Source organism: Sulfuricurvum sp., from assembly GCF_030691015.1.
Taxonomy (GTDB): domain Bacteria; phylum Campylobacterota; class Campylobacteria; order Campylobacterales; family Sulfurimonadaceae; genus Sulfuricurvum.
The window spans coordinates 13,154-28,436 of the sequence record NZ_JAUYFF010000016.1 but is presented as its reverse complement, the minus strand read 5'-3'; the positions used below and the strand labels follow the sequence as shown (position 1 = coordinate 28,436).

Genomic DNA, 15,283 nt, shown 5'->3' with positions numbered 1-15,283 from the left:
TTGCTAAATGCGAACCCTACCGTTTAACTCAAGATTATTACGCAGAATCTACAAATCATATTATAATATTACAATCTTGTCACATTCGCGTATTATTCAAATACATGTTCATCAATTTTTATAAAGGTTTTTCAATGTTTAACACCCTGCTTCACCGCCTGAGTATCCGACAACGGATGCGTTATCTTGTCATCGCAGCTACATTTTCTGTCGTCGGTGCCTCGGTTTTCGTTTTCTTTGCCCTCAGCAGTATTGAGTCTCAATACGAAACGCTCCAAAAAAATTCGACACAGGGGGCTTTACTCGCTCTGGAAATCGAAAAAGATCTCAACTATGTAAGTCGTACCAGCCGAGATATCATGCTAGGGGGAAGCTATGATAAAAATATGGCAAAACTCAGTGAGCGTATCGAAAAAATTAATGCCGCTTTTTCCAAACTCGAAGAGACCTCAACCGATCAAGAATCTAAAACATTAATTGAACATGCCAAAAAGAGTACTACCCAATTTTTGGACAACTCTTATGTGATGATGAAATCACTGAATCCCGACACCATCACTTCGAACAGTATTGAAATTTACGCAAAATATAAAGAAGAATTAACCCCTTATGCCGATGCCTCACGTGATGATTTCCAACAGGTTGTTAAAATCAAACAAACGGCATTAGAGAGTGCCTCTACCGATCTGCATACGGAAATCACTTTCTATAAACTCTTTGTTCTCATTTGCGGTATTACCGTAGCCATCATTATTTTCGCATTTGCTTCCCTTATCCAATCTTCAATTATCAAAGCATTAGAGAGTTTTACCCGTGTTATCAAAAAAGTTGCCGAAGGTAATTTTTCCGATACCCATATCGATGCCAGTCCCGGAACAGAGCTAGGGGTCATGGCCGATGCCCTGCAGCAGCTTCTTGAGCAAATTGAAAACTTTATCTCCCAAATCAATACCTCCATCACCAATGCTACTCATGGCAATTTTTCTCAACCGATCACGGATGCAGGGATGCATGGAGCTTTTGTGGATGCAATAGGACGAGTGCGAGAAAGTATCGATGTTATGAAAGACCAGGAGTTAAAAAAACGACGCGACTCCATGAATGCGCAACTCAGTCACCTCAATATACAGGTGACCGAGAGCCTCGGCGTTATTCAACATGATTTACACAACAATATTCAAAATCTCAAACAAGTCACTTCGGCAACCAAAGATGCCGCTACCTTGGCCGACAACAGCCGTCAGACTATCGGTGAAATCATTACTGAACTCGGAATGTTAACTGAAAAAGTCACTAACAATAACGATGCAATTTCTCATATTTCTACCCGTGCTGCCGAAATTACCTCTATTATCGAATTTATCACCGATATCGCCGATCAAACCAATCTCTTAGCCCTTAATGCCGCTATCGAGGCAGCGCGCGCGGGAGAACACGGACGCGGTTTTGCGGTGGTTGCCGATGAAGTGCGCAAACTCGCCGAAAGAACCCACAAAGCAACCGGAGAAATCTCCGTATCTATCAACTCCTTGCAACAAGATATGAGTGAAATTCAAACCAGTGCCGAAGAGATGAACAATGTTGTAGAGAGTTCCAGTGAGAAAATAAATGACTTCGAACACACCCTGATTAAACTCAACGAGAGTTCATCGCGCATCGTTGATTCTTCCTATAAAATGGAGAACAACGTCTTCGTCGTATTGGCAAAAATCGAACATATTCTCTACAAATCTCGTGCCTACAACAGTATTATGACCTGCGAACAACAACTCGAAACAATGGATACCCATCACTGCCATATGGGACAATGGTATGACAACGAAGGGAAACGCCGATTTGGAAATACCCGCAGTTATCCGCAACTAAAAACTCCGCATGAAACAGTCCACGAAAAAGCAAATGAAAATCTAAAATTTGTTCACGCAAATCAAGATAAATGTATCGATCATGCAGATAAAATTATTGAAAACTTTCAAGAAATGGAAAAAGCATCGCACGAATTATTTGTTCTCATGGATACGATGTTATCGGAAGCGTAAAAAATAATAAATTATCAATTGCTTATTAATAAAGTAACATTTTGACTGTTTTTTTACTAATTTATCCGTTTATGACCAGTACGTGACCATCTTTAGAGTATTATTATATAAATAACTTTAGTGAAGGGATTTACACATGACGATAAAGCAACAGCTCAGCTATGGGATCGGTGCGGTTATTTTTCTCGTAGCACTCAATGCATTCATAGGGACAGTTAATAGTAACAATATCAGTACTTTAGTGGAGGAAACCTCCACGGAGTCAGTACCGTACGCGTTTAAAGCGGCTGATGCAAAATACCAATCATGCCAAATGCAACAATTTTTGACCGATGCCGCATTAACCCAAGAAGAGGGATCGGTTGAGGAAGCCAACAAAGCACATACCGCATTTTTAGAGGATATGGATTCATTTGAAAAAATGTTCAAAGAAGAACATGATACCCAAGCGTTATCCAGTGTAGAAGCTATCAAAAAAGATGCTGCCGCATTGCTCGAAGCGGGTAAAGAGATGAAGAGCGCCTATGGACGCAGTACTTCCGAGGGAAATGATGCAATGGGGCAATTCGATCAAATGACTGGAAAATTAGCAGAAAATATTGATAAGCTAAAAGCGACTCAAATCAAAGAGGCCTCCGATAACTTAACCAATACGATGGATAAATCCAATTTTTCTGCAACAACAACATTTTTATTAGGGGTGTTTTCAACCCTCATCGGATTAATTGTAGCCTATTTAACGACCTCTACCATCAGCCGCGCCGTTAAAACATTGAATGAAAACGTCCATACGATGGTGAGTAATAAAGATCTCACCCATGCGATAACATTGCCGGGTAAAAATGAGCTGACCGAAGTCGCCGATAATATCAACGCACTAACCAATGCGCTACGCGATACATTTGCCACAGCGCAACACTCCTCATCCGAAAACCTCTCGGTGGCGACAGAGCTCTCCGCAACCACCTTATCGATTGGCAAGCAGGCGGAAGATGCCTCTAAAATTGTCATGGAAACCACTGAAAACGCCAATATAATCAAAAATGAGATGAACGAAGCCGTTATCCGAACCCATGCGGTAAGCGATATGGCGACCAATGCGCGAACCAACCTCAACGCGGCACAGAGCGCTCTCAAAGAGACGGTTGAATCACTCAATCAAACGGTAGAAATTGAAGCCGCGATGAACGAAAAACTTAACTCGCTGACCCATGAAGCGGAGCAAGTGAAAAATGTCCTTACAGTTATCTCCGATATTGCCGATCAAACGAACCTTTTAGCGCTCAATGCGGCTATCGAAGCAGCGCGGGCTGGTGAGCACGGTCGTGGTTTTGCCGTAGTGGCCGATGAAGTACGTAAACTCGCCGAACGGACCCAAAAGAGCCTTGTCGAGACGAATGCAACCGTGAATGTCATTGTCCAGTCCATTATGGATATGTCGGAACAAATGAATGACAATGTTCACCGTATGGAAAAACTCTCCCATCTCTCAAGTGAAGTCGAATCGCATACTGAGATGGCGGTCAATACCCTTACAGATACGGTTGAGGGGATGCACGAAGTCGCACAGAAAGCGGAAAGCAATACTAAACGTAATGACACAATCATTGATGAGATCAATAAGATCAGCATCATGTCGGCATCCAATGTCCGAAATGTGGAAGAGATCGCAGCAGCAGCCGAACATCTTCACCACGTAGCCGCAGAGATGACGGCACAAATTTCTACCTACCGAACCTAACCGATACATTTATTCTTTCCCAAAGAGAGTCACGGTATACTCATTCTCATGAAAACCGTCTCTCCCGCTCTTTTAGCGTCATTTTCCACTATTACTGCCGCCTTTACCTCACGGCTCGGCGGCATTTCAAAAGCTCCCTATACTGATGCGAATCTCGCGTTTCATGTCGGAGACAACCCCGAAGACGTTGTAAAAAATCACGATCTACTTGCCGATAAACTAGCCTACAATCGTCATTCTCTCATCCATATGCATCAAATCCACTCCGATCGGATCGTCATCGTTGATGAAACCCTCAATTTCGATACGCCGCCCGAATGCGATGCCCTTATCACCAACCGTTCTAATACACCGCTCATGGTTATGAGTGCCGATTGTACTGGGATATTAATCTATGACCCCATCCATAAAGCAATAGGGGCAGTCCATGCGGGACGATCCGGGGCACTAAATACCATCCTCCCAAAAACGATCGATGCCATGAACCAAACATTCGGATCGCACAAAGAGGATTTGTGTATCGTACTTGGCCCCTCTATCGGCGGATGCTGTTATGAGATCAACGAAACGATTGCCTCAGAATGTGAAGAAAAAGGGTATAGCTGTGCCTTGCGACGAGAGGATAAAAAACTCTTTTTGGATGTTAATACGATTCTGTTAATGCAATTAAAACGGCTAGGGATTGAAAAAATAGAAGTGATTCAGGAGTGTACCTCATGCCATCATGAGCGATACTTTTCGTACCGAGCGGATAAGCAGCATACAGGGAGAATAGCGGGGGTAATTATCCTCCGATAACCCGAGCGGCTAATTGTTCAGGGAGAAGCCCCAAAGACTCTTCTACAAGCCTAGTATTGCCGTGCTTGATAAACGTATCATCGTATTCGAAACTCACCACTTCTACATCGGTAATTTTCTCTTCACTGAGCCATTCGAGCAATGCACTGCCCACTCCACCGATTCGTGCCGAATCACTGAAAATGTACCATTGTTTATGTTCTTGCGCCATTTGGCGAAGCATCTGTATATCAAGAGGCTTAACAAAGCGCAAATCCAGCAATGAAGGTTGTTCCTCCATAAAAGCCATCGTTTGCGCCGCACGTCCGACACCGTTTCCGTATCCGATAAACAACCGGTTAGAGTCGTTGGAAATAAGAAGTTGGGATTTTCCGCTCTCATACGAAACCGATTCAATCAAATCAGCTTCTGCGAAGGCACCTCTCGGGTAACGGATGGCACATGGATGTTCATACGTCGATGCAAACTCGATTATCTGATGAAAAGAGAGCTCATCACGCGGTGCACAAAGGGTCATATTAGGGATAAGACGTAAAAAGCTGATATCGTACGCCCCTTGATGGGTTTCTCCGTCTTCCCCGACGATTCCGGCACGATCGAGTGCAAAAACAACCGGCAAATCCATCAGACAGACATCGTGGATCACTTGGTCAAATCCCCGTTGTAAAAAGGTGGAGTAAATCGTACAAAACGGTTTAAAACCCTCTTTTGCCAATGCTCCCATTGACGTTACCGCATGCTGTTCGGCTATCGCCACATCCCAAAAACGTTCTGGATATTTTTCCATCAATGCCGACAAGCCTGTTCCGCTCGGCATAGCCGCAGTAACGCCGACAATTTTTTCGTTCTTGAGCGCTTGTTCCATAAGGGCGTCCGCATAAATCTGCGTAGCACTTTTAAGTGAACTTTTAGCGTTGGCCGTACCGCTTTTTAGATCAAACGGTGAGACACCGTGCCATTTCTCATGTTTCCCCTCGGCAATCTCGTACCCTTTGCCCTTAATGGTCTGGATATGAACCAATACCGGTTTACCCATCCCTTTGGCAATTTCAAACGTCTCAATCAACGATTTGAGATCATGCCCGTCGATGGGGCCGATATATTCGATCCCCATCTCTTCGAACATAATTCCCGGCGTAATGAGTTTGAATGACTCTTCAAATCGCTTCGCGAGATAGTGGGCCCCTTCTCCGAAATTATCGACAAACTGCTCTGTTTTTCGTTTAAACCGCTGATAAAAAGGGCTGGCCATTGCGGAACTAAGCATTCGGCTGATCGCTCCGATCGGTTTGGCGATAGACATCTCATTGTCGTTGAGAATAATAACCATCGGGTATTTACGATCACCCAGTTCATTCATCGCCTCATACGCCATCCCCGCAGACATTGCCCCATCTCCGATAACCACAACGGGGATACGGTTCGCTTGCTCATTTTTAAGGGCAATCGCTTTTGCCGCTCCGACACCCAAAGAGATAGAGGTCGAACTATGCCCTGCTACGAAATAGTCCTTATCCGATTCAGATGGTTTTGTGTAACCGCTGAGGCCGCCGAACTGACGAAGCGTTGCGAATTCCTCCCATCTTTCTGTAAGAAGTTTATGCGCGTACGATTGGTGAGATACATCGAAAATAAAAGGATCTTGTGCCGCATCAAATACTTTGTGCATAGCCACAATAATCTCGGTGGCTCCGAGTGTAGAGCTTAAATGACCGCCGTTGGTGCTCACCACTTCTAAAATGCGATCCCGTATTTTTTGAGATAGTTCTTCCAGCTGAGGCAAAGTAAAATTTTTGATATTCATTATGATGCACTGTCCTAAAAATAATTCTTTGTTCGAAGTCTATAGTATAAAAGTGAATGTTCGCGAAAAAGCTTTATGATTCAAGCAACAATGAGCGTTTTAGCCTTTCATAACGTTTTTTTATCTCAGAATCGATATTTCCGACATCACTGATCGCGACTACCCCTCCGGCACTGATAGCACGATCGGACAATACCTCTACATGGGTAAGTGACCCCACTTTTTCAGAGATAAATCCGTGATCAGCCGGATTAACCCGCAACGTTATTTTAGAAGCATCTTTCAACTCTTCGATTAAATCGTTCGAAAGCTTCGCCGCTATTTTGGCACTGTGCTCTCCCGTTTCAATCCCAATCACCTCTTTGGCAATATCCAATGCCGTATGGGTAAGCTCTTTTTGAATGGAGCCTAATCCACTCACAAACTCAGCTGCGGCATTTTCCAATGTCTTCACCGATGAAGCGAGTTGATCATGCGATTGTGCACTTTGCCCTTCATTTTGGGATTTCTCTTGTGCTATACCTGCTTCAATACCCTCTTGATACGCTACTTTTTTTGCCTCTTCGATGGCAAGTGCATGTTCTTCTTGGAGTGATTCAAGCCGCATCTGCATTTTAATCACATTCGAACTCATCTCATCGGCTTTTTTCATCAAAGACTCAATCAACTCATCCTTGGAGGATTTTGTCTCTTCATTTCTTTGTTCCCGAGGCTGCTCTTGTGATGAAATATTATCTATCTCTTGGCTTGCTTCTCCGACACTCAACCCCGAAAGCGATGAGAGAATTTTAAATTGATATTTACTAATGGTATGAGCCCCTGCAGAATTGTGCTGAATTACAACATCCATCTCGTTTACTCCACCATCTCTTCAGATTCGCCGAGCTGCAAGATACCCTGCTCTGCCAATGCCTGAACCGCATCAACGATTTTACGCTGAGCGCTCTCAACCTCTTTCATCTTAACGGCACCCAAGAATTGGAGCTCCTCGACAAAAGCATCTTTGGCACGTTGAGACATATTGGCGTAAAATTTCTCTTTAAGCTCTTCCGCCGCATTTTTAAGTGCCAGCATAAGATCGTTTTTATCGACTGCTTTGAGGATTTCACGGATACTGTTACCATCCAGATCAACCATATCTTCGAACGTAAACATCATCTCTTTGATCGATGCCGCAAGTTCCTGATCGAGCTGTTCGATTTGCGTGAGGGTCGCTTTGGAAGCTTTCGCTCCCAAACGGTTGAAGACATCGGCCACCGCGCGCGGTCCGCCCACTTCCACTTTATAGCTAGCAAGAGATTCGAGTTTGGATTCAAGAACGGCACTGACCCGTTTAATGATCGATGGAGAAATATCCCCGAGTTTTGCCATACGCATCGCCACTTCGGCCCGTAAATCATCCGGGAAGATATAGAGGGTCTCTGCAGCAGAGGAAGGATCCATATGCGCTAAGATTAGCGCAACGGTCTGAGGGTGCTCATTCATAATAAAGTCGGCGAGCTGCTGCGGTTTGATTTTAGACAAGTACGAAAAGTTCTGGGCACCCTGCATCGTTTTGCTCAGACGTTCCAATACCTTTTTCGCTTCTTCAGGCCCTAGCGCTTTGTAGAGAATTTCACGAGCATAATCCATACCGCCGGTATTGAGGTATTGATTGGATTGGATGATCGCATAAAACTCTTCTAAAACAGCCGCACCGATATTTTTTTCGATAGAACGGTTATTTGCAATGTATTTTGAAACTTCGGTAATTGCCTCGACATTCATCCGAGAAAAGATAGTAGCGGTAACATCTTCTCCGAGCTGCACCAACAAAATTGCAATCTTTTGAGACATACTCATTTCATCAAAATTAGCTTGCTGGGACTGCGTCAAAGTCATATACCCCTCCTATCGCTTATGTGGACTATCGGCAGGCACCGATTCTTCATCGATCAAAGCTTGAATCAACGAGGCTATCTCTTCCGGATGGTCTTCCGCAATTTCACGAACTTTTTCCAATAAGACATCGTATTTAAGTTCATCTTCGTTGAAATTTTCCCCAAGCCCCAGTTGATTTTCCACTTTTTTACGCATAAGCTGTACTTTTTCCGCTAAATCTTCATCTTCATCATCGGCAATTTCAAGATTCGGCTTTTCAAATTCTTCTTCTTCTCGACTGAATTCAAGCATACGTTCCGCAAACGGGATAATGATTTTTTTGTACGCAATAAATAAAATAACCGCTACTAAAAGATACTTGAAGATAGGGGCAAACGGTGTGATATACGTAGCGATAAACTCGGATGTTTTAGAAGCCGCATCTTTGGGCTGCAACCCGTCTTTAGAGGCTTGGAATTCAAAATTACGAACCGTAACCTGATCCCCTCGCTGCTCATCTACACCGATAGATTGCTTAACCAATGCATCAATAGCCTGAATTTGTGTCTCATCCAGTGCAACGTACGCTATCTCATCGGTCGCCTCTCCTGCGGGATCTTTTTTCGCTTCGTACTTACCGTCTACGACAACGGCGGCCGTCATCCGTTTAATACGTGCAAATTCCATCTTGGTGGTCGAAACCGTTTTAGAGACTTCGTAATTTGTGGTTCCGGTTGTTTTTTCGAATTTTTCACCGCCGCTGCCCGCAAGCCCTTCTACCGGACCGATGTTGCTGACCGCACCCGGAACGCCTCCCACTTGCGGAGGGGTTGCTCCGTCACGTTTTTCTTCGGAGGACTGTTCGCTGCGCACGACATTTTCAGGATCGTATTTTTCCGATGTTGAACTTTGTTCTGAAAAATCATACTCGATGGTCACTTTTGCGACGACGCGATCTTTCCCGCCGATAAAAGGGGCAAGAACATTAATAATTTTCTCTTCCTGCTTTTTCTCTTCTTTGGCTTTATACATTTGCTGTATTGCAGAGAGTTCACCCATAGCACTAGCAGCATCGTCATCTCCGAGAGTTTCACCCTCGGAATCGATCAATGCTACATTTTCGGGAGTCAACTTCGGAACAGCAGCCGCAACGAGTTTTTTAATCCCGCGAATCTGCTTAGGGGTCAATTTTCGATCGGGATAAAGCTGTACCATGACCGATGCGGAGGGGGGAACTTCTTCGGCAACGAACAGAGTCTCTTTAGGAAGAGCGAGAGAGACGCTTGATTTTTCTACAGGAGAGAGGGAGTCTATAGAGCGGGCGAGTTCCCCCTCTAATGCACGTCGAAATTTTACTTCCTGATCGAAATTCGTAGCACCGAACTCTTGCTTATCAAAAAGTTCAAATCCGACATGCCCCTCTTTGGGAATTCCCATTGAGGCAATCGTAATACGCTCTTTATAGACTACTTCTTTAGGGACTTCAATCACATTTTCACGTGGGATTCGGTAAGGAATTTGATCTTTTTCAAGCTGCTCTATTACTTTCGCCGCATCTTCAGAACTGAGTTGATCGAAAAGAACCTGATACCCCTCATTGTCATTCTTAGATCCTTCGGAAGAATAAACAACTAAAAAAATCAAAAAAGCTATTATTCCCGCAACTGCTGCACCAATAATGGCTCTCTGAGCTTGGGTAAGCTTTCCGAAAAAAACAACAAGTTGCGCGAAAAGAGTCTTAAAATCCATTGTTACCTATTTTTATAATAAAGAATCAGTGAGTTCAAAAAATCGATCATTTTGTACTCGGGTTCCGATTGTAACACGAATAGCGTTCAATCCGTAACTGCTTAAATCACGTACAATCATACCCTTTTTTAAGAGTTCTTGCGCAATTTTTGATGAATTTTTTTCTTCAGGAAGCGATAATGTGACGAAATTGGTATAACTATCAATCACATCGATCCCCTTAGAGCGTGCAAATTCTTCATAACGAACCATCTCGTTAAAATTATCACGAATACACTCTTGAACGAACGCTTCATCTTCCAACGCTACGGCTGCCGCTTCAAGAGAGAGTGTCGTAATGTTAAACGGAGGGCGTACTTTATAAAGGGCTTCAATAATAGGCGATTGGGCAATTCCGTAGCCCACTCGCATTCCCCCTAATCCGTACGCTTTCGAAAATGTCCCGAGAAAAAGAACGTTATCAAATTTCGCAATCAAATCTTTCGGCTCAACCGCATAGGCGGGATTTTTAAAACGGGCGTATTCCATATAGGCACCATCCACAATGACAAGGGTATCGCTGTCAACTTTAGCAATAAAATCAACCATTTCCTGCGCAAGAAGTCCATCCCCCGTAGGATTATTAGGTGTACAGAGGAAAATGATAGAGGGTTTATGTTCACAGTAAAGGGCGTAAAACTCATCCATCTTGTGTTCGCGCGATGCGGTGCGGATAATCTCTGCTCCCACTTGTTTAGCATAAATCTCATACATGGCAAAAGTTACACTGTTCACAAGAACTTTCGAACCGCTATGTGCTTTGGCATGAATCGCGAATTCAATTACCTGATCACTCCCTGCTCCGATTATGAGTTCATTCCCTTTTATCCCGTATTTACTTGACAACGCGGCTTTGAGCTTCACCATCGAATCATCAGGATAAAGAGCCATATTATCGATGATGGAACGTACCGCATCTTTGACTTTAGGGGAACATCCGAACGGATTTTCGTTACTGGCAAGTTTTACAATCGAATCTTTGTCGATTCCGTATTCACGTACGACCAATTCGATCGGCTTACCCGCTTCATAGGTTTTAATAGACTCTAATGCTTTATTAAATTTCATAATTCTCCCTTTACGTAGCTTCCCAGCCATGTCACTTCTTCATTGTGTTTTTTCATTAATGTTTGAACGCTCTCTTCATCGATATGGCCGAAAAAGTCGATGAAAAACCAATACCCGAATCCGTCTTTATCCCGCGAAGGACGGCTTTCAATCTTGCTGAGATTGATATCGGCATTGTTGAAATCTTCGAGAAAATGGACTAATGCCCCTGATTTTTGAGCATCTTTTAGACGAACCAAAATAGATGTTTTATCGTCTCCGCTGATGCCATTTTTAAAATCACTGAGAATAAAAAATCGAGTCGCATTGTTTTGGGTATCCTCGATATTTTCAAACAATGTCGGAACGCCGTAGAGTTTAGCCGCTATGTGAGAACATATCGCGGCAGCTTCAGGATCCTTACTGGCTAAGATAGCCGCTTTTGCCGTTGATTCGACCGGAATATGCTCTATAGAGTCCAAACCGTGCTCCGCCAAGAATTCTCTGCACTGACCGAACCCTTTGTCTTTGGAGTAGATTCTTTTGATATGGTGAATTTGTTCCGCTTTGGTAGCAAACGCCATATGTATCGGCATATAAAGTTCAGCGACGATTTTAACGCTGCTTTTACCCAACAGATCAAGTGTTTCGCCCACGACACCATCCCGAGAATTTTCGATCGGAACAACGCCGAATTTAGCACGAGAGGCTTCGAGGGTTTTAAATACCGCTTCTATGGAGCCGAGAGAGAGATAATCGCTCATGGCACCGAAACGTGACTCTGCCGCCTGATGGGTAAAGCTCCCCTCAGGTCCCAGATAGGCAATTCGCTCAGGGAGTTCCAGATTACGGGCAACGGCAAAAATCTCTAAAAATACCGCTTCAATCGCTTGAGAATTGAGCAACCCGCCCTGTTCTTCACTGATGCGGGTCAAACGGTCAATAATCGCTTTTTCCCGTTCCGGACGGTAGATAGCACTGTTACTCTCATGCTTGATCTCACCGACACGGCGAACGACCTCCATGCGGCGGTTCAGTAAGGTGACCACTTCATTATCTATTTCATCAATTCGTGCTCTGCACTCTTCTAGACTTTTCATAAACGCTCCAATATCTCTTGCATATCGGCATAAATTTCTGCCGGACACTCGTGAGGTTTCAAAGATGGGATAATTTCATCGGCATTGCGATATTTCCCGCTGAGGACAAATACCCCTTTCATCCCCATTTTCTGGGCTCCGATGAGATCACCCTTAACATCATCGCTAATGATGGTGACATCACAAAACTCTGCACCCGCTTTTTGCGCACCGAGGCGAGATAATGCCTCTTCGAAAAATGGAATACTCGGCTTACCGACGACCGTATAGGGAGTCGATGTCGCAAATTCCAACATTTTTAAAATCGCTCCGACACCGGGATAACGTTTATGATTTTTGACGTAAAGGGTCGTTTCATGCATACCGATAAGCTGTGCATCGCCGAGGAGAAACTCAATCATTTGAGCGTATTCGTCGGGGGTAAAGTTCTCTTTAATGGCAATCAAAACGACATCGGGGGATGTATAATCAAGAGAGTACCCCATCGACCGAACAACCTCTAAAAAGGGCTCCGATCCATACGCGGCAACTTTTTTAGTTTTATCGATATGGCGCTCCAGCAACATCAGCGGATCAAGATAATGACTTTGTGGAATATTCAAACCGATCGAATTCAAATACCCTAAAAACTCATCACTCGGATTTTTCGTACTGTTGGTAATGACCATATAGGGGATTTGATGGGCATTGAGATGGTCGATAAACGCTACCGCCCCACGGGTCGGGAGTTTGGTGTTATCTTCGATCAACGTCCCCTGCACATCAATGAAATACATCAACAATCCTAGAGATACTCACGCTCTAAGGCGATCACATCTTCATAGGTTTCACGGCGTCGAATGAGACGTTCTTTACCCGCTTCTACCGCAATCTCTGCAGAACGTCCGCGTGTATTGTAGTTGCTCCCCATCCCGAAACCGTACGCTCCGGCACTGTGAACAACAAGGAGGTCGTTATGTTCCATCGCTGGAAGTGGATAATTTTTGGCTAAAAAGTCGCCGCTCTCACAAACAGGACCGACCACATCCGCAATACTTTCATTACCCGTTTTGTCCAACGCCTCGATACGGTGATACGCTTTATATAAACTCGGTCGGATAAGATCGTTCATCGCACCGTCCACCATCACGAAACGTTTTGCTCCGTTGTTTTTCTCATACAAAACTTTCGTCAAAAAATATCCCGCATTGGCTGTCAAAAAACGTCCCGGTTCGCAAATGATCGTCACATCGATCCCTTTGAGTGCGGAGAGGATCGCCTGTGCGTAATCATACGGTGCAATGGTCGTCTCATTATCGTAACGGACACCCAATCCGCCCCCGATATCGAAGAATTTCAACTCAATATCGATCGCTTGAAGGGAGCGAAGCAAATCGGCGACAATTACCGCCGCTTCATAAATCGGCTCTAACTCGGTCAACTGGCTTCCGATATGGAAATGGATCCCTACCGGGTCAAGATGATCGGAGTTTTTTGCTTGAATATACATCCGTTTTGCGGCAACAATCTCAACTCCGAATTTGTTGTCATGAAGCCCCGTTGAAATGTACGGATGCGTTTTAGGATCGATATTCGGATTGACGCGGATACTGATACGGGCTTTAGACTTTAACTCACGTGCAATCATCTCGACACGTCCTAGCTCCGCCTCACTCTCGACATTGATGTAGAGGATATCCGACTCAATCGCTTCGCGAATCTCATCATCACGCTTACCGACACCGCTAAAAAGTATACGGTATTTCGGAACGCCCGCCATCAAAGCACGGCGTACTTCCCCGATAGAGACACAATCGGCACCCGAACCCATCTGTGCAAAATGTTTGACGACACTAAGGTTTGAATTTGCTTTAACCGCATAGGCTAAAATTGATTTACGGCCGCGAAAAGCCTCTTTTAATGATTCAAATTGAGTACGCATCGCATCAAAATCATACACGTACAATGGCGTTCCGTACGTTTGTGCCAGAGCTTTAAAATCGATCACCCTAAATCCTCATTGATTAGTTTTGTCGCGATTTTACCCTAACTCTCCTTAGGGGATTTCCAAGCCGCCACAACATGACACAACACAAGAGAATAATCGGAGCTATAATCCCCATTTCAGGGATAAGCGTTTTGTTATTAGAGAGCTCTCCCAACATAAAAAGGACGCCCCATACAATCAGGGTTACCAAAATAGCTCCGAAGCTAAAAAAGGAGAGATTTAAAAATCGTGCACTCACCGGGGCATAGGTAAAAAAGAGGACCATCAAAATAGGGGCAAACCATGGAGTAATAAAAATACGGTACATGGCACTGGTGATCTTAGCCACATCGACATTCTGATTTTCCAAAAGTTCGAGAGCATCTAATCCATCACCGATCGTAAAATTGGCTTTTCCCTCATACACCTGATCCAAAATTTTAGGTTTAAAATCACGAAGTACTTTGAGATTCTCTTTAGCTTCCGTTGTAATGCCCAAAGCTTTTAGGTCAAACCCCTCAGGGGGACGTATCAAGTGGGCTTTTTTAATATTCCAGTACCCGTTATCATAGACCGCCTCTTTAGCACTTAACGCCTCTTTTAACGTCCCTTCTTCAAATCTAAAAATACGGATATCTTCCGCTCTTTTGCTCAGTGGGTAGAGATTGCCGAAATAGATATAACTCCCCTCATGGGTAAAAAAAAGATTACTGGTAGGACGGATAAATTGAGAGGTTTCTCGCAGATTGTTGGCAAACTCGTTTGAGCGGGCAAAATTAGTCGCATGAAGTGCAATGTAGATGACGATCAAGAGCCCCGCTACAGTTAAAAAAGGGGCCATTATACGACTTTTAGAGTACCCTAACGCGTAATATGCCGCCAATGCATTGGAGCGAACCAATTCAACCAACGAGGCGATAATCGCAAAAATCAGCGAAATCGGAAGCATCATATCGATCGCATAAAAATATTTATACATAATATAAATCAAGACAAGATTGGCTGAATTCGGGAGTTCTGAGGCATTATCCATCAAATCGAATCCGACCATAAAACTGCTCAAAGCGATCAGAACAATCGAAAAATAACGTAAATAAAGTAACGATAAAGTTGTAAATGCGAGCATAGGAGCCTAAATAT

General features: G+C 44.0%; 12 protein-coding genes. 3 read left to right on the top strand and 9 right to left on the bottom strand.

The genetic code is table 11. The features are described 5' to 3' along the window. Positions 1-134: 134 nt before the first annotated feature. The 3 genes from Q8O20_RS10255 to pgeF all read left to right on the top strand — a co-directional run bounded on the left by Q8O20_RS10255 (position 135) and on the right by pgeF (position 4,578). The gene (locus tag Q8O20_RS10255) at positions 135-2,039 is read left to right on the top strand and encodes a methyl-accepting chemotaxis protein (RefSeq protein WP_305531081.1); all 1,905 of its coding nucleotides are present in this window, start codon (positions 135-137) and stop codon (positions 2,037-2,039) included. A 136-nt stretch (positions 2,040-2,175) separates the two neighbouring features. Then, positions 2,176-3,780, top strand: a complete 1,605-nt coding sequence (locus Q8O20_RS10250; RefSeq protein WP_305531080.1) for a methyl-accepting chemotaxis protein — start codon at positions 2,176-2,178, stop codon at positions 3,778-3,780. A gap of 48 nt (positions 3,781-3,828) precedes the next feature. Continuing rightward, a complete protein-coding gene (gene pgeF / locus Q8O20_RS10245; protein WP_305531079.1) occupies positions 3,829-4,578 on the top strand; it encodes a peptidoglycan editing factor PgeF in 750 nt (249 codons plus the stop codon). Here the strand turns inward: pgeF and dxs are convergent. The 9 genes from dxs to Q8O20_RS10200 form a co-directional block, all read right to left on the bottom strand. Beyond that, positions 4,565-6,382: a 1-deoxy-D-xylulose-5-phosphate synthase gene (gene dxs, locus Q8O20_RS10240; protein ID WP_305531078.1), complete on the bottom strand. Its 1,818-nt coding sequence runs from the start codon at positions 6,380-6,382 to the stop codon at positions 4,565-4,567. The genes pgeF and dxs overlap by 14 nt on opposite strands. 73 nt (positions 6,383-6,455) lie before the next feature. Beyond that, positions 6,456-7,232: a flagellar assembly protein FliH gene (gene fliH, locus Q8O20_RS10235; RefSeq protein ID WP_304739333.1), complete on the bottom strand. Its 777-nt coding sequence runs from the start codon at positions 7,230-7,232 to the stop codon at positions 6,456-6,458. Between the two features lie 5 nt (positions 7,233-7,237). Beyond that, on the bottom strand, positions 7,238-8,263 hold the full coding sequence (fliG, locus tag Q8O20_RS10230) for a flagellar motor switch protein FliG (RefSeq protein WP_305531077.1): 1,026 nt from the start codon (positions 8,261-8,263) through the stop codon (positions 7,238-7,240). A gap of 9 nt (positions 8,264-8,272) precedes the next feature. Continuing rightward, complete coding sequence (gene fliF / locus Q8O20_RS10225) at positions 8,273-9,991, bottom strand: flagellar basal-body MS-ring/collar protein FliF (RefSeq protein ID WP_304740607.1); 1,719 nt, start codon at positions 9,989-9,991, stop codon at positions 8,273-8,275. 12 nt (positions 9,992-10,003) lie between these two features. After that, on the bottom strand, positions 10,004-11,098 hold the full coding sequence (gene hisC, locus Q8O20_RS10220) for a histidinol-phosphate transaminase (RefSeq protein WP_305531076.1): 1,095 nt from the start codon (positions 11,096-11,098) through the stop codon (positions 10,004-10,006). Continuing rightward, entirely contained in the window at positions 11,095-12,177 is a 1,083-nt protein-coding gene (gene pheA / locus Q8O20_RS10215; protein WP_304740611.1) for a prephenate dehydratase, read from the bottom strand. Before pheA ends, hisC begins: the two co-directional genes overlap by 4 nt. Further along, the gene (locus Q8O20_RS10210) at positions 12,174-12,953 is read right to left on the bottom strand and encodes an HAD-IIA family hydrolase (RefSeq protein WP_305531075.1); all 780 of its coding nucleotides are present in this window, start codon (positions 12,951-12,953) and stop codon (positions 12,174-12,176) included. The genes pheA and Q8O20_RS10210 overlap by 4 nt, the downstream gene beginning before the upstream one ends. A gap of 8 nt (positions 12,954-12,961) precedes the next feature. Further along, positions 12,962-14,164, bottom strand: a complete 1,203-nt coding sequence (lysA, locus tag Q8O20_RS10205) for a diaminopimelate decarboxylase (protein WP_305531074.1) — start codon at positions 14,162-14,164, stop codon at positions 12,962-12,964. Between the two features lie 16 nt (positions 14,165-14,180). After that, entirely contained in the window at positions 14,181-15,269 is a 1,089-nt protein-coding gene (locus Q8O20_RS10200; RefSeq protein ID WP_305531073.1) for an LptF/LptG family permease, read from the bottom strand. Between the last annotated feature and the right edge of the window lie 14 nt (positions 15,270-15,283).